Source organism: Brevibacillus parabrevis, from assembly GCF_003710905.1.
Taxonomy (GTDB): domain Bacteria; phylum Bacillota; class Bacilli; order Brevibacillales; family Brevibacillaceae; genus Brevibacillus; species Brevibacillus parabrevis.
Window position 1 is genome coordinate 287686 of record NZ_RHHV01000021.1, and the last position, 20544, is coordinate 308229.

Genomic DNA, 20544 nt, shown 5'->3' on the forward strand with positions numbered 1-20544 from the left:
GCGACTAATGCCGGATGTTTGACTTCCACAACGGTCATTATTGTTCCTGTTCCCCAATTCCGGCCAAGCACGGCCCATTCTTACGTATTCGATGTCACAAGTCAGAGCCTTACGTTGTTATATGTGCAAAACGTTAAGGAGCTGAGGAAAGATGAACGACTTAACTTGCGTAATCATTGGAGGAGGCCATGTAGGTCTTCATTCGCTTAAAGCGATAAAGGAAGAAACACATGGAATGGTGAACGGACGTCGTCTTCGGTTTGTTCTGATCGACAAGCAATCCGGTCATATGCGCAAAATGCTGTTGTTCCGGCCGGCTGTTGGCCAGGAAGACATTATGGTTCCATGGACACATTATTCGTTCTCAGAAGGTGTCGAATTCGTTCAAGGCAAGGTTACGTCCGTGGACAGCGGGGCAAAACAGATTCAATATGAAGATACGCATGGTAATCATGCTCTCATGCCATATGATATTCTGGTCGTGGCGGTCGGGAGCATCGTTCGGAGACCGGAACCTGATCGGGGCGGCATCGCCTTGACCGATCCGCTAGCTGCGGCGGCCATCCGGGAACGCTGGCATGCTAACTTGCGGAAGGCAGTTAGTGAGATGAATCCTGAGGAACGAAAGAGATTGATGTCGATCGCGGTTGCGGGCGCGGGCATCAGCGGCGTTGAGACATCTGCCGAGCTGGCGCTTGAGATGCGGAGAGAAGCATCGTCACTAGGGCTGAACCCCTCAAATATCTCTGTTTATTTGTTGAGTGGACAAAAACGATTGTTCATGGAAGGGCCCGAAAAAGTCGGGATAAAATTGGATCAGGCTCTCAGCAATTGCGGCGTAAAAGTTCTTTACAATCGTAAAGTGACAAAGGCGGAAGAAGATGCGGTGCAGCTCAGCAATGGCGACCGTCTGCCCGTTGGTCTATGTATCTGGACAATTGGTTTGATTCCGAATCCCGCCCTTCAAAGCATGGGATTGCCGCTTACTTCGGATGGTCAAGTGCTGGTGGATGAATGTTACCGCGTCCAAGGAGCGCAAGGCGTGTACAGCATCGGAGACTGTGCAAGAATCGTTGATCCGAGTAATGGTAAGGCGGATCTGATGAGAGCCGGAGAAGGTGCGCTGCAGGCAGATAAACTGGGGAAAATCGTAATGGCCGATCTGGAGGGCCGCCCTGCCCCGGTTCACAAATCCCCTAGCTCGATAATCGATTTCTTCTGTATCGGCTTAGGAGAAGATCGCGGGTTTGTATGGGGAAGAAAGTGGGGGCTTAATATGTTCATAACGGGAAAACTGGGGTGGAAAATCAGAAAACTGGCGTGGGACAAAGGCAGCATGCTACGCTAGCAAATAGATACCACAATCAACAGCCGAAATGAGTGAGATGATGGATGGAGGAATTGTTCGTTCAGTATAGAGCGCTTATGTTCACTCTGGCATACCAATTGACAGGTTCCGCAGCAGATGCGGAAGATGCGGTGCAGGACGTGTTTGTCAAGGCGTGCCAAGTACATCCCGAACGTCTAGATGAGCCTAAGGCTTATTTGTGCAAAATGGTAACCAATCGTTGCCTCAATCTGCAGAAATCGGCACGGAAGAAGAGGGAGTTGTACATCGGTCCATGGCTCCCCGAACCGGTTCGGACGCAGGAGGCGGAATCGCTCGAGACGACAGTCATCCGCCGGGATCTGCTGTCATACGCGATGCTTGTACTGCTCGAGCGGCTGACGCCGACAGAGCGGACGGTCTTTGTCCTACGTGAGGCGCTAGGCTTCGACTACCCTGAAATTGCGGAACTGCTCGGCAAGCAAGAGGCGAACTGCCGCAAGCTGTTAAGCCGGGCAAGAAACAAAATGGGCATCGCCGAGGATGAGCAGGTTGCGGCCGAAGTAATCGAATTGGAATGGGTTAGCCGATTCCTCATCTCTCTGGAGCAAGGGAACGTTGATCATCTAATGTCGCTGTTGGCCGAAGACGTCATGTTCGTCGCCGACGGAGGCGGGAAAGCAAAAGCGTTCAGGCATCCGGTGAAAACACCCGAGCTTGTGGCTCGAGTTCTATTCGCCGGAATCCAGAAGTTAAGGTCCTATTCCCAGGGAGATTTCCGTTTCGAGGTTGTCCCTCTGAACGGGGAGACCAGCATCATAATCCGTTTGGGGAGCGAAACCGTGGCTGCAGTATTCATCCAACTCCGACACGGAAAGCTTACGCGAATCTATGCTGTACGTAACCCGGATAAGCTTGCCCAGGTTTAGGTAGTGAAATGAAATTTTCATAAACCATACAACAAACAGGAAACGTTAGATCAACAATACAGCGGCAGTCTATAACTTTATTTTCTCGTTCAGGCCTGCCGCCGTTTGAAATACTACTATAAATTGGACACTTATACACAACGACTCTTTGGGCGAACACTTCTACGGTGTTCGCTCTCTTATATGGTTGTTCATGAGAGTGCTGGGTCTACCTGTTTACCTAACAATATCATTATTATTCAAGTCTGCATCGAATAGTATGTTTACAGGGAGGGGTAGGTTATACAAACACTATTGTCTGTCATCCGGGATTCCCAGAGCGTAGCGGGGGTTTTGGTCAATCGGTAACAAAACCATTAGGGGAAATTGGTGAGCAAAGGAAAGAATACGTATAAGAGGCATAATTAATGAAAAGAATCATCCAAAAATTTAATTATGCTAAGCACGATCAAAAAATAAAAGTTATAATATGATTGAAACTCAGTTCATGAAAATGCTATTTCATGAACTGAGTTTAATAAGAATGAACTTAAACGGCACTAATTAAGACATACATGCGCAACCATTCTATATAACGAAGGAAATGCAGATCTACTGGCTATTTCTGAACTTCTTGGCCATAAAGACCCCAGTACTAATAAAATTTATACGAAGATCAAACAGGAAAAAATGCGTTCAGTGCTTGAATCCAATCCATTAAACTATTAGAGATTTCCTTCTTTTCAAGTTCAAGTGGTTGCACAAATGATGCAACCACTTTTGCTTTAATGTACAGATGTTGCTTTTAAACTCTTGTACCAATGGAGTAATGTTTACGTTAACAGACAACAGTCTCAACGATTTCTGCTCTTTTTATCAGTTTACATAATATATATTATCGGACTCAAAATAATATCAAGCAAAACAGTAGTGAAGAACCACCTATCCCAGCCGAAAATGACCAACCAGCACCAACAACAAACTCAAATCAGGCCAACCGTGCATAACCAGCCATTTGCCATACAGCCGCCACAAATAACCGGCATGATCCAAAGTGTTTTCATTCGACAAAATGCATCATCCGTCAAAGTCTCACATCAAATAGCTAATAGACGTAAATGCCCGGCATTGCCGATTTTCCGCTGGCTCAATAAGATTCATCCATGACAACAAATCCAAGCAAGCTTTCACAATAGCTTCAGCAGCTCTGGATCTGTAAAAGCTAAAGCTTTATATCTATGAACCGTAAACCATAAACCACCACGCTCTAAGACATGTCCCTCAGACAACACCACAAAAATTCACTCACACGAAAAATAATGAAATATTTTTAAAATTATATATTTACATTTATTGTAAATTAAATTATAGTATAATTAAGATCACTATGACTAAAAAACAACCACACTCACCTGGAGGTCCCGACATGACAAAAGTAAAAACAAAATCGACGGCAGCCACCACCTCTTCCAAAAAAAGATCCTACGAAGATACGCTAAATAACCTGGCCCACTACTTGGAGAAAAAACCAGGCAAACGAAAATAAAAACAAAGAGTGCCCAGCAAAAGCGGCACTCTGTTTGGCGTGAATCGAGGCTACGCCATCCTCTCTCTTCTCTTCCTTGCTCCACTACCTCTTGTCGATCCCCTCAGCCAATCGCTACTCTTCTTCTGGAGACTCCATCCAGCCTACCACGTAAAAATCCGTCAACAAGCGAACGATTTTCCCATCTGCATCGTAACCGATATAGCTTGCGTAGCTGCCATCGCCCCAGCCGGACGAAAACATGGCAATGTTTGCGCCATCCCCCATGTCTTTCACCAGCCAGTTTCGCGTGTGTTTGTACGTCTGATCCATTTCCTCCATCAATGTTTCGAAATATGTATCGTCCTGCTCCATTTTGCTCTCCAGTTGTTTGCATGCCACTTCGTCCATAAAGCAGCCTGTGCCTGCGTCAACGCCGTAGCCAAAAAACTCATGAGGTGCGAGCTGAGAGACGTCCGAGTTTTCCCAGACCGCCATTTTCCAACTCACTACCGGCTTATCTGCAAACACAATCCGGGCCAAAGCGACGCGCTCATCCGGTTCCAATTCTTCCTCTGGCGACTTCGCTTCACCCAAATGCTGTACTTGTGCAATCGCGAGCTGAACCGGGAAGCTGCCTGTCGGGAATGTTTCCGTAAATGGTTCCGTCTCAAACATGACTAGCGGGTCATTGGCGACGATTTTTCCTGTTTGAATCTGGAGCTGGCCGATGTCTTGGCGGAAAAGGCGGTATTCATAGCCGTCCTGTTCCGTACGAAATCCTGCTGCAAATGCGCTCTCAAAAAAATCAGGATAATGCTCTCTCACACGTCATTCCTCCTAGCAAATCCATTTGGTATCGCTACAGAATGAAGCAACCCACTGTCAGGTAGTTGCCAGCGGGTTGTCAGTCTTCGCATTCGTTTCTTGCTTGTTTATTTCGTTAAAGCTGCGTCCAGCGCCACTTCGATCATTTCGTTGAACGTCGTTTGGCGCTCATCTGCCGAAGTCTCTTCTCCGGTCAAAATGTGGTCGCTTACGGTCAAGATGGACAAGGCGTTGCGCTTGTGCTTGGCGGCCAATGTGTAGAGTGCGGAAGACTCCATTTCGACGGCAAGCACCTGGTAAGTCGCCAGTTTTTTGTACAGGTCAAAATTTTCGCGGTAAAAGCTGTCGCTGGTGAAAATATTGCCGACTTTGACTGACAGATTGCGCTCAGATGCTACTTGGTAAGCTTTGTGCAAAAGTTCAAAGCTCGCTGTCGGAGCAAAATCAATCTGGTTGAACAGCAAGCGGTTTACTTGCGAATCAGAAGAAGCGCTCATCGCGATGATGACGTCGCGCACTTTGATGTCTTCCTGGATCGCTCCGCACGTTCCGACGCGAATCAAGTTTTGCACGCCGTAGGACTCCATCAGTTCATTCACGTAAATCGAGATAGACGGAACGCCCATGCCTGTTCCTTGGACGGAGACGCGTTTGCCTTTGTATGTACCTGTGAATCCGAGCATGCCGCGCACTTCATTGTAGCACTCGGCGCCTTCCAGGAAAGTTTCCGCAATGTATTTGGCGCGCAACGGATCGCCAGGCAGCAAAATCGTTTCTGCGATTTGTCCTTGCTTCGCTCCAATATGTATACTCATAATCGCTTGCTCCTTCTCTTACAAAAAATTTCCTACCTGACTATCGTACTACAAAAACCGAACGATGCAAAATGAAAAATAGAGAGCGATACTATGGCAGCATCGCTTATTTGAACCGTGTATGTCATTCGTCTGGTTGCTGTAAAAAGGAGATGGCCTCCAGGTGATCTCCCAAGTCTGTCAACTTGCTTTGCGCATCGCGTTCCGGCGTGATTCGCTGCTCCTTGCCTGAAAGCCGCTCAATCCTCGTGCGGATAGATGTCACGCGCAGTTCTTTTTGCAAAGCGATCGCTTGTGCTACGGCTGGGACGAGAAAATAGTGGGCACCGATCGAGGAAGCAGCTTCCCGCGTGATGGCAAAAGGAAGATCGTTCATCGACGCACCGCCAAGCTCACTGCGATTGAGCAAGCTATTGAGGAATTGTTTGGCTAACTGCACCGGGTACTGTTCTTCCTTCACCCTTACAGGTGAACAGGCGGCGTGCCGTACAGCAATATCACCGCCGCGATAGCAGGAACGGACAAACGGCTGAAGCTCGTGGGCGGCGACGATTTGCTCCGCCGCAAGAAACAGCCACACGTCGCCCGTCGCTTCGCGCGCTCCCACTGTACGCCACACATCTTCCCCGAGCGCAAAAGGATAGACGAAGATGCGCAAGGCGCTGCCAGAGTAGGAAAGCACCTGTTCCAGCGAGCGATCTTGACTGCCGTGCACGACGACGACGATTTCCAAGGGGCAGAGCTTCTCAGCCTGTTTGAGCACCTTGAGCACCGTTTTTTCATCCTGTTCGACTCCGACGATAATGCTTAGTCTGCCCTGATTCTCCCATTTTTCCACATGGCTAATGCGGACGCCTTTTGTGTCTTTGCGCTCTCTTGCGGATTCTCTTGGTCCTTTCTTTCCGTTTGGCACCCCATCCATCGGCCTCCTTGTCGTCTGATTCCTGGTAGAACACAGAACGCAGATGCAAAAGTCCTGTTTCTTGCGCCAAAATCCGGTGCCGTTCCCCATCCGGCATGGCTCCGCGCTCATTTTTATCTTGGAGGAGCATGTGAATCGCTCGCGCATGTTCCTCGAATAAGACTGATTTTGGTTTGGCTAAAGCCTGACTTGGCGGCAATCGCTTTCGTGCGGAGCGCTCGATTGGCTCACAGGTGATGGCAAGACCTTTTTTGACGGCTTTCACAAGCGCCACGGCCGGAATGCACAAGGCTCGAAAGTCGATCGTCTCCAACGCCTTGCGGTTCAGTATGAACGGAGCCTTTTCCAACGAAGCCGAACCGAACTGCCGATGACCGAGCAACTGATTCAGGAAGGAAAAGGCGTAGCGGACAGAGCCCGGCTTCGTTTTTGCCTGTCCAAAGTCGTCTGCGCACATGACGACGTCATAGCCTTGCTGGACTTTTGCGATCCACTTTTTATAACAAGCCTGTGACAAGCCGTTTCGCTCGTCCAGAAAAAGCAGAACGCTTCCTGTGGCGTGCTTGGCGCCAATCGCCCGGCATTCGCTGCTGCTGGCATTGCTCTCGGCCGCAATCACTTTCGCTCCCCACACGTAAGATACAGAGATATCGTCCGCATGGGGCTGCAACCCTGCGCAGACGATGATCATTTCCGCGCCAGGAGTCACTTGCTTTACAGCGTGAACCAAGCGCTCTACATTCCTGGCCTGGTCATGGGTCGGGATAATGACGGACAAAAGACCTTGTACATCGTGTGTAGCGTCCATCGGCAGTTCCCCCCATCGACAGAAATGTAAGGCTTTACCCATATTGTACGTTTCCCGGCAACAATAGGACACGGCTGCTATCCCCGCGCGTTCTATCCAAATCCGCATGCAAAAAAGCAGGACGATGGAAGCGTTGTCCGTCGCCCTGCTTTTGATTGCCTGCCTTGCATTCCCTTTTGTCAATTTACGCGGCGCTGCCAATCGCGCTGCCGGACTCGACGCGCTTTGCGCGAGCGGGCGATGGCACAGCCGATCAAGAACAAATTCATCCCCAGCCAGGCGATCAGCACGCTGTACCGCGCCACGGGAGGACTGTCGTCCAATGCTAACGCCGAAGCGATTACTGTCGGTTTCGGTTGCACAGGTGGATCGTGGCGCTCTAGCGGGTAGGAAACCGCAAGTGCCCCGGCCGTGACGGAGAGCTGTCCGTCTGAAGCGAGCTGGACGAGCGGCTCCGTGCCTTTTGGAACAGTCGCATACAAATCATCCTTTGCCGAGTAAGTCACTTGGCTGTCACTGCCCGGTGACGACACCTCTGTGTAACGCTCTCCTTTGGCGGCAATTTGCTTCGTCTCATAGCCGTTCAACCCGAAATCAAGCAGCTTGACTACGTCTTTGTACGCATAGTTGCTTGAAGCCGCTTTCATCGTGACAGCGATCATCTCCGTATCGCCGCGTTTGGCAGAGCCAACCAATGTATGCATCGCCTGATCGGTAAAACCATTCTTGATCCCGGTTGCCCCGGGATAATCGCGCAGCAGCTTGTTGTGATTGATCAGCTCCGATTTCCATTCCTTCCCGTCCCATGGCAGGCGGTTTGTGCCGACGATTTGCCGGAAAATCGGATTTTTCATCGCGTACTGGGCGATTTTGGCCATGTCGGCGGCTGTCGTGTAATGGTTCGGGTCGTGCAAGCCGTGTGCGTTGGCAAAATGAGTTTCTGTCACGCCCACTTTTTCAGCCAAGTAAGCGTTCAGTTCCTGGGCGAACTGCTCGGTAGTGCCGCTCATATGCTCCGCGATCGCGGTCGCAGCGTCATTTCCCGAGTGCATCAGCAAGCCGTATTCCAGCTTGCGCAGCGAAACTTGCTCGCCTTCTCCCAGGTAAACCCGCGTTCCTTCTTCAAATCTGGCTTTTTTGGAAACCGTGACGGTATCATCCGGATTTCCTTTTTCGATGGCGTAAATGCCGGTAGCGATTTTCGTTATGCTGGCAGGGTATAGCCTGACATGAGGGTTCTTTTCAAACAGGACTTGTCCCGTTGTCGCATCGATGAGGATGGCCGATTCGCCAAACAGTTGGTCTGGTGCAATCGCAGGCGCTCCCTCAGCAAAAGCCACAGGCACGTCGAGATTGACCATCACCGTGACCACAACGAGAAGGTACGTGAGTAGAAAGCGCATGTTAGTCTAAATCCTTTCCTTGCTTGTCGGGTGTTAACGTATGGCTTTTGACTATTTGACTGTATGAAGCTCGGCTTTGGCCGTTATTTCAACCGCTTGCCGAGCAAATCGTGAATCATTTTGAACTTCGGATTGTCCGCAAAAGCTTCCTCGAAGCCGCTGACGTGCTCGCGGTACAAAGCTGCGGCAGACTCCAAATCTTGTTTGACGTAGAGCGAAAAAATTTCTTCCAGCTTTTCTTCAAGCGTCGAATCCACTTCCGCCGGAGTCAAAATCTCCTGGCGCAGGTTGTTCATCAACACATCGAGCTGATGGGTGATGACAGACGCTTCATGCAGCTGTTGCAGCACATCCTTCGGAATATTTCCGTCGTATTTGTAGCGCAGCTCGTGCTCGTTTGTCGCCCAGAAGTTCATGCCGAGTGTACGAATTTGGATTTCACAAAAAAGGGTACGCTTTTCGCTCCCGTGATATACGGTATAAGAAACAATCATATGGATACTGCGGTAACCGGAATCTTTCGGGTTAGCGATGTAGTCCTTGATGTCGTGAATGACGATATCTTCCCGCTCATACAACAACTGCTGTACTTCTCTGACGTCATCGACATAGCGGCAAACTACGCGCAAGCCCGCGATATCCTGAACTTCCTTGCCGACTTCCTCTTGCCAGTTGGCTTGCTGAAAATCGATTCCCTTCTCGTTCGCCTTTTTGATGAGACTGTCCACTTTTTTGACTCGCCCCACCACAAATTCAATCGGAGAATAGCGGCCGCTTTTCAAAAAGCCGTACTTGATTCCTTTCAGTTTGAGCTTCAATTCCTCTACTGCCTGTTCATACGGTGCCAAGAAATGGACCATATTGTTCAAGACTTTGCTTGGCACATGGGTACCTCTCATAAAAAACACCTCCAATTACTTCCAGAGGAAAGGTGATGCATCAAAAAACGGCTGCGGATTTACGTACGTATTGCCAATCAACATGCCGTAATGAAGGTGAGGGCCTGTAGAAAAACCCGTCGTGCCCATTTGCCCAATCACCTGACCCTGTTTCACTTCCTGCCCGGCCTTGACGGACAGCTTCGACATATGTGCGTAGATGGAAAACACGTTTAGACCGTGATCAATAATGATCGTGTTGCCTGTCAAATAAAGCGAGTCTGCCAAAACGACCTTGCCGTTGTTGCTCGCCCAGATCGGCGTTCCTGTTTTGTTCGCCAAGTCAATCGCTGCATGGCGATTGGCAGGCACTCCGTTGACCACGCGCTGGTAGCCAAACGGGGTTGTCAACGTTCCTTTCGTCGGTACGATAAATGGTTCGGTAAAGTACGGAGTCGCCCGTGAGCTTGCGCGAGCGGCGTTGATTTTTTTCTGATCGGCATCGATGCGGGCCGTATCCTGACGCATGGCATTCATTTGCTTGCTTACCGTCAGCTTGTCCACTTCGAACTTTTTCGGTTGAACCGTCACGGCAACAGACAGCTTTTTGTCTGCTGATTGCAGCTTGTAGTCTCCCGGCTTCACGTCAAATGGAATCGGGATAAATCGGGCATACTCGTTAGAAGAGGACTGCAAACGGTATGTTCGCGAAAAGAGCGTGACCGTTTGAGGCTGTTTGCTGCGCACCAAAATCACATCGCCGGGATACGTCTTGGCTGGCGTCACGCTAAGCGATGGTTGTTGTTTCTCTGCACTCGCGTAAGCGCCTTCCAGTACCTGGCTGTAAACGGTCGTTCCAGACGTGAGCGTCAACGCAACGACCATCATTAAACTGACCATCGATTGGAACATAAGCACGCTCCCTCCCATTTTCTAGTATAACAAAACCGAACTTGAAAGGAAAAAGAAAAAGAAGGCTATCCGACTAGCCTTCTCCAGTCACAGCAGCTTTTTTACAGTTTCTTCGTGTAGTCTGCCATCATGTCCATGATCGATTGCACTCCGGTCAGCATTTCGCTGGCCCGTTTCGTTTTTTGCGAGATGTTGTCAAAATCAAGCCGCCCTCTTTTGCGATCATTCCAGCGTTTGAACAATTCTTCCGCCATGCCGGGATTGCTCCTGACTGCCCGGACGCGCATGGAGTCTTCCACGACCCACGCTTCGAATTCAGGATTTTCCTTCAGAAGCTTTTTCACTTCTTTTTTCTTCATCGTCGAAACGTCACTCCTTTCGCATGTACAAACAAGAATAGAGAGCTGTTCGTTACACCATATGACTAGTCCGCGAATGTGCTTGTGTGTTTGCACCCTGTCTAAAAGAAAGGGCTGCAACGCAAAACAAGAGAGGCCCCGTAGAAGGGACCTCTCTTCATCCAGCTATTTACTTGTCCGAGCGATGAGCTTAGCGGCCAGCCATTTGTTGCTCAGCGAAACTTACCAGACGCTTCGTAATTTCGCCACCAACCGAACCGTTTTGGCGAGAAGTAGTGTCTGGGCCGAGATTTACACCAAATTCAGATGCAATCTCATACTTCAGTTGATCCAGAGCTTGGTTCGCTTGAGGAACTACCAGGTTGTTGCTGCTTCCGTTGTTGTTAGCCATGATTGATTCCTCCCGACGCGTTTTTTTCTCCCGGGACGGATTTGAACCGCCTGCTGCTCGCCTCTCACCGACTGAGACCGGAAGATGATTTTGAGGGCCAAGAGGTGGTTGTCAACCTCTTGTGATACTATCATCCCACGAGATCGCATCTCCATACGCTCCAGCGAAATGTAAAATCTGACAAAGTTGTCCCGGCCCTTTATGCTATAATGAGGCGTATAGTTTGGAGCTGAGAGGGGTTAGCTTTTGTGAGTGAATCAGGAAAAGTATTGCTCATCGACGGCATGAGCTTTTTATTTCGCGCGTTTTACGGGTCTGCCTGGGGCGGTGCCTATCGGCAAACCTCCACAGGTATTTACACGAATGCGGTGTACGGTTTTACGAAAATGATGCTGGATTACGCCGAGCTGGTGCGCCCGACCCACCTGATCGTCGGCTGGGATGTGGCCTCACGCGAATCGCTCGTGCGCAGCCAATGGTTTGACGGCTACAAGTCCAATCGCACGGCGCCGCCGGACGAGCTGATCCCGCAATTCGACCTGGTCAAGGAACTGACCGCTGCCTTTTCCGTCCCGAACATTGGCTGTCCGGGATACGAGGGTGACGATGTGCTCGGCACGCTGTCCACGCGTCTGTCTGACGAAGGACATGAAATCGTCATTGCGACGGGCGACTATGACAGCTTGCAGCTCGTCGATGAAAAAGTCAGCGTGAAAATCCTGAAAAACGGCGGCAAGCATGAGCATTACAACCCGGCGAGCCTGCTCGCTTTGCGCGGGATTTCTCCGGAGCAGGTGGTGGACGTCAAAGCATTGATGGGCGATACGTCCGACTGCATTCCGGGCTGCCCGGGAATCGGGGAAAAAACGGCGACGAAGCTGATTACGGAGCACGGCAACCTGGACAACCTGTACGAAAACTTGAAAAACTGCACGCCAAAAATGCGCAGCAAGCTGGAAGAACATCGCGATCAGGTGTACTTGAGCCAGAAGCTGGCGACGATTATTCGCGACGTGCCTGTGGAGTTTTCCATGGAGGAAGCGGCCTGGACGTACGATTCCTCGACTGTGCTTGGCAAATTTGAAGAACTCGAATTTGGCCGCAGTCTGGCGACAAGAGTAGGTTAATCATAAAGCCGATAACCGCTGCGCTCCGACTTTTCCCGTAGAAGTCGGAGCGTTTTTTCCTGTTTACCTGTCTCGGCGACACAGTGAAAAAACACCTCGCTGGCTATCAACGAGGTGTTCGCTTGTATGGATTTGCTTTTTTCGCTTGCTCCTGGCGGGAAGACTCAAACACGTCGAGCAATAGCCCGGTATTTTCTCCCCCTTCTGCCTCCCAGCTCGTAGCGAAGCGAACCCGATGGGAGACGCCAAACAAATCGTACGTCTGGACAAGATGCTGTCTGGCGGAACCGACAATCAGGCTGTGCAGGCGCACTTGTTTCTTTTGCCCGAGGGCAACCAGCTTTTCCTGCACGTAGGGCGAGATTCCGCCAATGCCGTCCGTGATCATCACAAAATCGGCGCCTTGCCACGCTTTTTCCGTCTCGACAAGCTCCATCGCCCGCTTCATCGGCGCATCAAAATGCGTCCCTCCGCCAAAGACCATTTGCGCCAGACTGTAAAAAGCCGCCCAATCCGGCTTGCGATGATACAGCGGCTGCTCCTTCAACTCTCCTTTTGCGCCGAACAAAAGCAGGACGAAATCCCGCTTTTCCAGCATGGACAGGGCGGCAAACGTCATGAGAAAAATTTGCGCCAGCCGCAGCTTCGCGCCGCGCATCGAATGAGAGGTGTCCAGCATGCAGATGACAGGCCCTTTCGGCGGTTCCTCTACCCAACCGGATGTATCGTACGTCATCAGTTTTTGCTCCACCCATTTGAGCAGGAAGTAGTTCTCGAAGTCCGGATCGGCGAGCAGTACGGCTTCGCCTGGCAGCATGTGGGCAATATCGCCCGATTGCCACAAATCGTAGTATTCCTCCGGCAAATGACGGGAACGAATTTCTTTTCGCCGTACCCGAAAGCGATGCACCTGACGACCGACCTCGTTTAAAAAGGCAACCAGATCGGGATGGCGCTTCAATTTTTCGATCCACTTCAAATACTGCTCAAAGCTTTGCCTGCGCAGCTTGCCCAAGTCGTGACCCCAACTGCGGTTGGCAAAACGCTGGCTTGCGGCGAACACTTCATCGACAAACAGCGTATCCAGCTCTTCTGTGGAAAGCGTTCCTTTCAAAGACTGCTCCAGCCACTGGCCGAGCTCTTTTTCCAGCGCGTCCATGGCGTCTTTTTCCTGCTTTTGCAGACGATCAAGCTGCTTTTCCCGCTGCGCCAACTCTTCCTCCAGCTTTTTCACTTTTTGCAGCAGTTTGGCTCGCTTCGTGAACTGCACGCTCATTTCCTCGCGAAGCTGTGCGATTTTCGTTTGCAGAGCGAGAATTTCCGCACGCACGAGTGGCTTGTTGTCCAGCGCCTCCTGCTTGTCTTCCACCACACGCTTGCCTTGTTGCAGCGTATAGCCGACAAGCTCCAGCTTTGCCTTTTGCTTTTCCGTCAGCAAATCAGCCAGCTGCGCCTCTTTTGTCCCTTCCTGTCCCTCCTGCTCTTTCAGGCCAGCGAGCAGCGGAGTGAGTTTGCGGTCTTTTTGGCGCTGCTTCACTTCGTCCGCGAAAGTCTCCGTGAGCCACAAAAGCGACTTGATCGCCGTCTTGAAGGCGGCACTTTCGTTGCCCATCGTCCGGGGATGGATCATTCGCGTAAAATACTGCTTCATCAGCATGCGAATCAGCCAATGGTGAAAAGGGATCGATTCCTGGCTTGCATCAATCTCGGGCTTTTCCAAGTAAAACACGAGAAAAAAGTCTGCGAGCAGCTCGCGATCAAACCACTCGGCACGGGTTTGCGCTTCTAGTACCCATTCCTGGGCTGTGCGCGAAGCAGCGAGATACGTCTCAAACAGATAGCGATCGACCCCGCTGGCACGAATCATCATCGTCGCTACCCCCTATAACGTAAAATCGTACTCCGCTCCGGCAATGTCTTTATCGAAAATCGTCCGGTACGTCTTCTGCAACTGCTGCAAAATGCGCTCGCCTTCGATACGCAAGTACGAGTATTTGACCGTGTATTTTTCCACGTTGTGAATCAAGCGGTTTTTTTCCAGCACATACGCCCCGAGATCGTGCTCGCGCTTTTCCCACTGGATCAGGCGGTTGCGCAAATCTTTGGCCGTCTCTTCCAGCTCGGCCCGACATGCTTCCAGCAGCTGTCCGTTGCGCTCCACGGCTTCTTTGCCCAGCTTGGCGCCGACTTCCTTTTTGAACTGGAAAGCGTGCAGTTCCGATTCCTTTTCCTTCCATTTATCTGCGGTTTGCTGCAAGCGCTGCAAAGGCAGTTCGTTTTCCAGCTCAGTCTTGAGCATTTGCGTGAATTGCTGCTCGAACAGCTCGCGCATGACCGGCAAGTCTTCCGGCAAGTCCCACAGCATGTGCGGCGTAAACACCGTATCCCAGATCGTCACCTGCTCCCGGCCGTGCAGGGCGGCAGACGTGCGCCACACCCCGGCGATTTTGCTCCAGCGGCGGTCGGACAGCACGTAATCTTTTGCTTCCATGTCCTGTTTGATCCGGTACAGGAAGTAAATCAGCGCCTCCGGGATGGTCACTTGCTTCGCCGCTGCCTGAATGTCTTTCATATCGTACAGCGAGAAAACGACGGGAAGCGGGCCGCTCGGCAAGGAAAACATCCGCTCGTAGCTCGACGCCTGCTGCAAGTAATGAACTTCGTAACGGAACAGAAAACGGTCGTACAGGGCGCTCAACTGCTCGTCATCTTCCGGCAGCTCGTTGGAAGCCGCCATTAAAAATTGCAGCGGGACTTCTTCCCGCTCCCGGCCGTTGAAGTACAGCCGCTCATTCAAAATGGACAGCAAGGCGTTCAAAATCGCACTGTTCGCCTTGAAAATTTCGTCGAGAAAGGCAAACTGCGCATTCGGCAAATAGCCTTCCGTTTTTCGCACGTAATGGTCGAGCTTCAACTGTTGAAGCGACACGGGGCCAAAAATCTCGTCTGGCGTGGTAAAGCGGGTCAACAAGTATTCAAACCAATGCTCAGAGCCGAACAGCTGTGCCACGGAGCGAGCCAGCTGCGACTTCGCCGTTCCCGGCGGGCCGATCAGCAGCGCGTTTTCCCCGCTCATCATGCCGAGCATCAAAAGGCGTATCAATTCACTTCGCTCCAAAAAACGGCGCTCCAACAGCTCGATCGCCTGATCCATTTTTCGCTGGATTGGTGTTGTCGTATTCATCGTCGTTTGGCGCACTTTCGCATCCTTTCGCATCATCACGAACGGCGCCGTTCCCCCTCTCTTGCCTCGTGCCCTCATCATCGATAAGTAGATCGTGCTTGGCTTGCCTCTTGCTCATTTAATAGTGGCATATTGTGGACGAAAATGCCAGTTTTCGAAGCGTCAGCCTTCTTAGGCGCACGGGCTTTCACCCATGAATTTGCTTGTGCATATGGTGTGGCAAAAGGGTGTAAGCGACTCGAAAAAACGAGAGGAGGTACAGCATGGGGATTGAACTTGCGTGGTTGCACGGTGTGTATGTGTTGTTCGTACTCGGCATCATTTTCATGATGGTTATGCGCAGGGACACCAGCTTGATCAGTATCGTCGGAATCGCGCTGCTGGGTCTGGTTGCCACCGGATCAGTGACGTCAGCCATCGGCGGGATTTTCGGCAGCTTCATTTACGCCATAACCGAGCTTTTGCCGACGATTTTGGTCATCTGTATTATCGTGGCGATGAGCCATGTGCTGACAGATACAGGGGTCAACGAAACGATGATCCGCCCGATGACCCATTTGATTCGCAATGCTACATTGGCGTACTGGGTGATCGGGATTGTGATGATGGTCATTTCCTGGTTTTTCTGGCCATCGCCTGCCGTCGCCCTGATCGGTGCGGTCATGCTGCCCGTTGCCTTGCGCGCAGGACTGCCTGCGATGGGCGTGGCGATTGCGATGAACCTGTTCGGGCACGGGATCGCGCTCTCCGGCGACTTTGTGATCCAGGGAGCGCCGACGTTGACAGCGAAGGCGGCGGGCTTGCCTGTTCAGGACGTCATTTCCGCCAGTGTTCCGCTCGTGATCGTGATGGGCTTGGTCACGACGATCATTGCCTTCTGGTATTTGAAAAAAGACATGCGGCTGGGGAATATTCCGGCGTCCACAAACGACACGCCAGCAACCGCTCACGTCTTTAGCGCGGCGCGTGTTCCGCTGCCAACAGGCACCCGGCGTTTGCTTGCAGCGCTCGTTCCGCTTTTGTTTGCGCTCGATGTGGCCGCGATGTTCGCCTTCGATTTGCGCGGCGGCGATGCGACAGCGCTGGTCGGGGGAACCGCTCTCCTGATCTTGCTGATCGCGACGATGCTTGCCCACAAACAAAAAGGGCTGGAACAAGTGACCAGCCACCTGATTTCCGGTTTTCAGTTCGGATTTAAAGTGTTTGGGCCAGTCATTCCGATTGCCGCCTTCTTTTACATGGGCGACAGCGGGTTTGTCAAAGTGTTCGGCGAGGTGCTTCCGGCAGGCTCGCAAGGTATCGTCAACGATTTGGGCGTGGCACTCGCGCACACGATTCCGATCAGCAAAGAAGTAGCGGCGCTGACGGTAGCGGCTGTCGGCGTCATCACAGGGTTGGACGGTTCGGGCTTCTCCGGCATTACGCTGGCAGGCTCTCTCGCCCAGCTGTTCGCGACCGCGCTCGGGGCAGGCGCTGCTACCTTGACCGCTCTCGGACAGATTGCCGCCATCTGGGTAGGCGGCGGAACGATTATCCCCTGGGCCTTGATCCCCGCTGCCGCGATCTGCGGCGTCGACCCGTTCGAGCTGGCGCGGCGCAACTTGTATCCGGTCGCAATCGGCCTTTTGGTGACGACAATCGTGGCGATGTTCCTTTTGTAGCTATCAAACAGATTTTGATCCATAAAAAAAGACGAATGGCCTAGTAGCCGTTCGCCTTTTTTTCTTCTGTTTTGGCCCAAGCTTCATACACTTGTACTAGCATCCCATTTGGAATGGAAAGGAAAAAACGCTATGAAGCTGTGGGGAAAAAGTATCCAGGTCGCGGCGACTTACATCGGCACCGTCGTGGGAGCCGGATTTGCGAGCGGCCAGGAAATTCTCGCGTTTTTCACTTCATACGGCCATGCTGGCACCGTCGGCATTTTGCTCGCCACGTCGCTGTTCGTCTGGCTTGGCTACAAAATGATGCTTCTCGCCCATCAGCTGCGGACCCCTTCGTATGAATCGTTCAACCAAAAGCTGTTTGGCCCGATGATCGGCCGCACGATGAATGTGCTGGTCTTTTTGACCTTGTTCGGCGTCACGACCGTCATGCTTGCCGGGGCTGGCTCTGTATTGGAGGAGCAGTTCGCGATTCCGTATTTGGCTGGAACAGCCGGGACGGTTTTGCTCTCGCTGTTGATCTTGAGAAAAGGACTGGATCAGCTTCTCTTGGTCAATGCGATCGTCGTCCCGTCCATGCTCGTCTTCGCCCTGCTGATTTTGCTCGACAACAGCGTCGAATCGCCCTTGCCGCTCGCCAAGCCCTCCAACTACGCCTTCCTCTGGAAAACGATTCTTTACGTGTCTTTCAATCTGGCGATGGCCCAATCTGTCCTGATCCCGATTGGTTATGCGATCCGCGAAAAGGTTGTCCTGTTCCGGGCCGCCGTCATCGGTGGAGTCGTGCTCGGTTTCATGCTGCTCGTCGTGCACACGGCCATGTTGGCAAACTGGGATGACGTGCGCTTCATGGACATTCCGATCTTGTTCATCACGGATCGCTGGAACGAATGGCTTCAGCTGTTTTTCGTGTTTGTCCTCTACTCCGAGATTTTTACCACGCTCATCTCCAACGTGTTCGGGATCGGTCAGCAATTGCGCGAGCTGGTGAATGTGCCGGAGTCGAGACTTTATCTGTTTCTGTTCGTGGCGGCTTTTGTCTTGTGCCTCATCGGCTACAGCCAGCTGCTTATGTTTTTGTACCCGTTGTTTGGCTATTTGGGGCTGTCTACGCTGTGCCGCATATCGGTTCCTGCGATACGGTTGCCGCGCGGGAAGTGGTGAGTGGTGTGTTCATGGATGGATGACGCGGATGGAGCACAATGCCTCGGAACGGTCAGTGTCGTCTGTCTGTCTACGCCCCCGACTTTTTGCCGATGATCGTGCAATCCGCGAGCACGAGCCAAAAGTTGTCTTCTGCATAGCCTTGGATTGTTCCCTGCACGATATAGCCCGGGTACATTTCTTCCCGTTTGGACTTTGCTCGAAGCGGCGCATCGTCTGCTACTGCATACACCTCATCGCTCACCTTGATGATGACGCCTTGCGGATAGAACATGGCAATCGTTCCCGTCACCGGATCACCGGGCAAAAAGCGCTGCTTCGCTTGCTCAAAAGCCGCCTTGCAAGGCGCTGTTGCCTTTTGCCAAATCGCCTGAAACGCTTCACGGGAAATATCCTCATCGCCTTCATAGCGCTCCACGACTTTTTCGCTCAGCATGAAATCGGGTGCCGCAGACACAAGCGACTGCCCGTCAGTAACCGTCACTTGCCGATAGGCGATCCCATTTTCATCCAGTTCAAAATAGTACAGCTCATTCTCTTCGACGCCATGCGCTTGGAGGTACAGCATCTGCCTCCCCCTTTTATGACCGGACATACGCGTGCCAAATTTCGTCTTCCTCGTCTGTCATATTGCCTGTGATCGTCGAGAAATCGATTTTTCGTTCAAAGCAGTCTTTTAACCGGGCGAATTGCTGGTACGAGCCTGTTATTTTGCGCAAAGAAGCCGATTTGCCCAGCTGCTCCAGCTGCCCAAGCTCGTCGCAGCCGCTAAATTCCAGCGATTGGAGGTTTTCCAGCTCGGCCAGGTGCGAAATATCGGCGATGGCCGTTTTTCTCAGCTTGACGGTTTTCAATTGGCGGCAACCGCGCAAGAACGCCAAATCGGCGAGCGACATGTCTTCCAGGCTGATCGTTTGCAGATGGACGAGTTTGCCCAGCACCTTAATCGCGTCTGCGGCATTTTCGCCAAGTCCGGAAATTTTCAGCTCGGTGAGCGCCGCAAGCTCAGCCACACTGTTCAACATGGCCGCGTCCGGACGACTGATGGCGAGGCTTTGCAAGCTTTTGACACGAGCAAGCGCGGAGAGATCGGAAATTCGCGTCTCGGTCAGGTCCAGCTCCGCCAGCCTGGGCAAACACGCAAGCGGCGACAAATCCGTTACGTCTGTCTGAGCCAGATTGAGCATTTGCAAGTACGGCAACCCTTCCAGCGGAGTAAGATCCGCGATCGGGTTTTTCCCCACGTACAATCGTTTCAGTTGCTGGCAGCCGCTGATCGCTTCAATAGAAGTAAGCTTGTTTGCACTCAGCACCAGCTCCCGGACTTCGCGGCAATGCTTGAGCGGAGTGAGATCAGTCAAGCCTTCGTTAATGAAGTAAAGCTGTTTGGCGCGCAAAAATGGCTCTGGCGAATCCCCATTTGCCCGGATGCGCTCTCGCCAGCTTTCCGAAAGACTGTCTAGCCATGCTTGCGGGTCTGCGATACCTGGATCGATGCGCACTGGATGGTAGACCGGAAGCTCCAGTTTGCGGATGGCATCGAGAAAATGAACGGGACCTTGTTGACCGAACGCCCAGAAAAGCTGGTCTTCTTCCTCGTGGATGGAGTAGTTTTTCGCTTTTGCCGTATCATGGATAAATTGCAGCATTTCGGTCAGATTATGGGCAATTACGTATTTGACATGTTCGTCGCGGCCAAAATTGATCACTTGCCCGCTTTTGCCCTGCTCGTCCGGATCGAGGTCGAGTCCAAGGTGGTTTCCGCCCCAATCTTTGCTGATCGGCAGCCAGCAGCGGTTAATATAGCGTTCTTTGATCCAGCCAGGCGGAACCGAGTAATGATCGCCCTCGATTGCGTAGTCGCTCTCCAGGTCCGCCCATATTTTCCATTCCGCCACCAAATCCGTTAACGAGAGAAAGGGCAGCCCGAAAAATAGACCTGGCCCGTTCTCCTTTTCTCCGTTGCAGACCTGGTATAGTTCTTTCAATTCGCCAGGCAGTTTCATGCCAAGCTCGGCTTCTGCTCGCTGAATCTCCTCTAGCGAAGCTGGTGGATGGAACGCTTCCGCTATGCCCGGCACCTCTGTGCGCAGCAGCCCAAATATATCCTGAATCAATCCTCGCATCATGGAATCTCCTCCCCAAGCAAATCCAATCGGCGCCTGCACCAAACTTGGCTGCGCCGCTGGAATATTTTCTCTTTTCAACCAACCCATTTTAGCATACCGCCTATTAAAAAGAATGTTGCTATTGGCATAGATCACGCACGAAAAGAAACAGGGCACAAAAGAAAAAACCTCTGCTTATAAGGGACTGACCCCGTAATGTG

18 protein-coding genes and 1 pseudogene are annotated in these 20544 nt (G+C 51.8%); 6 read left to right on the plus strand and 13 right to left on the minus strand.

Translation table 11 applies throughout. The features are described from left to right. The first annotated feature begins 151 nt into the window (after positions 1-151). The 3 genes and pseudogenes from EDM60_RS25740 to EDM60_RS29635 form a co-directional block, all read left to right on the plus strand. On the plus strand, positions 152-1348 hold the full coding sequence (locus EDM60_RS25740; protein WP_122966504.1) for an NAD(P)/FAD-dependent oxidoreductase: 1197 nt from the start codon (positions 152-154) through the stop codon (positions 1346-1348). 44 nt (positions 1349-1392) lie between these two features. Beyond that, entirely contained in the window at positions 1393-2256 is an 864-nt protein-coding gene (gene sigJ / locus EDM60_RS25745) for an RNA polymerase sigma factor SigJ (protein WP_122966505.1), read from the plus strand. A gap of 555 nt (positions 2257-2811) precedes the next feature. After that, a pseudogene (locus EDM60_RS29635) lies at positions 2812-2964 on the plus strand (tyrosine-type recombinase/integrase); the annotation flags it as partial. Between the two features lie 931 nt (positions 2965-3895). On the opposite strand, the gene EDM60_RS25755 reads toward EDM60_RS29635, so the two are convergent. From EDM60_RS25755 to EDM60_RS25795, 9 genes are all read right to left on the minus strand, one after another. After that, positions 3896-4588 carry a DUF4241 domain-containing protein gene (locus EDM60_RS25755; protein WP_122966506.1) on the minus strand — a complete coding sequence of 231 codons (693 nt, stop codon included), beginning with the start codon at positions 4586-4588 and terminating at the stop codon, positions 3896-3898. Between the two features lie 107 nt (positions 4589-4695). Continuing rightward, positions 4696-5403 carry a purine-nucleoside phosphorylase gene (gene deoD / locus EDM60_RS25760; protein ID WP_122966507.1) on the minus strand — a complete coding sequence of 236 codons (708 nt, stop codon included), beginning with the start codon at positions 5401-5403 and terminating at the stop codon, positions 4696-4698. Positions 5404-5527: 124 nt separating this feature from the next. After that, positions 5528-6316, minus strand: a complete 789-nt coding sequence (locus tag EDM60_RS25765; RefSeq protein ID WP_233454168.1) for a glycosyltransferase family A protein — start codon at positions 6314-6316, stop codon at positions 5528-5530. Beyond that, entirely contained in the window at positions 6246-7133 is an 888-nt protein-coding gene (locus tag EDM60_RS25770; RefSeq protein WP_122966509.1) for a glycosyltransferase family 2 protein, read from the minus strand. The genes EDM60_RS25765 and EDM60_RS25770 overlap by 71 nt, the downstream gene beginning before the upstream one ends. 179 nt (positions 7134-7312) lie before the next feature. Then, positions 7313-8536, minus strand: a complete 1224-nt coding sequence (locus EDM60_RS25775) for a D-alanyl-D-alanine carboxypeptidase family protein (protein ID WP_122966510.1) — start codon at positions 8534-8536, stop codon at positions 7313-7315. A gap of 83 nt (positions 8537-8619) precedes the next feature. After that, on the minus strand, positions 8620-9435 hold the full coding sequence (locus tag EDM60_RS25780) for a GTP pyrophosphokinase (RefSeq protein WP_122966511.1): 816 nt from the start codon (positions 9433-9435) through the stop codon (positions 8620-8622). A 15-nt stretch (positions 9436-9450) separates the two neighbouring features. Further along, positions 9451-10326 carry a M23 family metallopeptidase gene (locus tag EDM60_RS25785; protein WP_122966512.1) on the minus strand — a complete coding sequence of 292 codons (876 nt, stop codon included), beginning with the start codon at positions 10324-10326 and terminating at the stop codon, positions 9451-9453. A gap of 101 nt (positions 10327-10427) precedes the next feature. Further along, the gene (locus tag EDM60_RS25790) at positions 10428-10685 is read right to left on the minus strand and encodes a hypothetical protein (protein ID WP_063231451.1); all 258 of its coding nucleotides are present in this window, start codon (positions 10683-10685) and stop codon (positions 10428-10430) included. A gap of 190 nt (positions 10686-10875) precedes the next feature. Beyond that, positions 10876-11076: an alpha/beta-type small acid-soluble spore protein gene (locus EDM60_RS25795; RefSeq protein WP_005836264.1), complete on the minus strand. Its 201-nt coding sequence runs from the start codon at positions 11074-11076 to the stop codon at positions 10876-10878. Positions 11077-11324: 248 nt separating this feature from the next. Here EDM60_RS25795 and EDM60_RS25800 point away from each other — a divergent pair, with 248 nt between their 5' ends. Beyond that, the gene (locus EDM60_RS25800; protein ID WP_122966513.1) at positions 11325-12203 is read left to right on the plus strand and encodes a 5'-3' exonuclease; all 879 of its coding nucleotides are present in this window, start codon (positions 11325-11327) and stop codon (positions 12201-12203) included. Positions 12204-12309: 106 nt separating this feature from the next. On the opposite strand, the gene EDM60_RS25805 is transcribed toward EDM60_RS25800, so the two are convergent. Together EDM60_RS25805 and EDM60_RS25810 are read right to left on the minus strand one after the other, a co-directional pair. Beyond that, positions 12310-14073, minus strand: coding sequence for a VWA domain-containing protein (locus EDM60_RS25805; RefSeq protein ID WP_122966514.1), 1764 nt, complete (start codon positions 14071-14073; stop codon positions 12310-12312). A gap of 12 nt (positions 14074-14085) precedes the next feature. Beyond that, the gene (locus EDM60_RS25810) at positions 14086-15387 is read right to left on the minus strand and encodes an AAA family ATPase (protein WP_122966527.1); all 1302 of its coding nucleotides are present in this window, start codon (positions 15385-15387) and stop codon (positions 14086-14088) included. 263 nt (positions 15388-15650) lie between these two features. Between EDM60_RS25810 and EDM60_RS25815 the strand changes: the two genes are divergently transcribed. Further along, positions 15651-17048 carry a hypothetical protein gene (locus EDM60_RS25815; protein WP_122966515.1) on the plus strand — a complete coding sequence of 466 codons (1398 nt, stop codon included), beginning with the start codon at positions 15651-15653 and terminating at the stop codon, positions 17046-17048. A gap of 132 nt (positions 17049-17180) precedes the next feature. Beyond that, positions 17181-18215 (plus strand): YkvI family membrane protein, encoded by a 1035-nt coding sequence (locus tag EDM60_RS25820; protein ID WP_122966516.1) that lies wholly within the window; start codon positions 17181-17183, stop codon positions 18213-18215. A gap of 70 nt (positions 18216-18285) precedes the next feature. On the opposite strand, the gene EDM60_RS25825 is transcribed toward EDM60_RS25820, so the two are convergent. After that, complete coding sequence (locus EDM60_RS25825) at positions 18286-18783, minus strand: hypothetical protein (protein WP_122966517.1); 498 nt, start codon at positions 18781-18783, stop codon at positions 18286-18288. A 13-nt stretch (positions 18784-18796) separates the two neighbouring features. Beyond that, a complete protein-coding gene (locus EDM60_RS25830) occupies positions 18797-20344 on the minus strand; it encodes an SMI1/KNR4 family protein (protein ID WP_233454169.1) in 1548 nt (515 codons plus the stop codon). Positions 20345-20544: the final 200 nt, after the last annotated feature.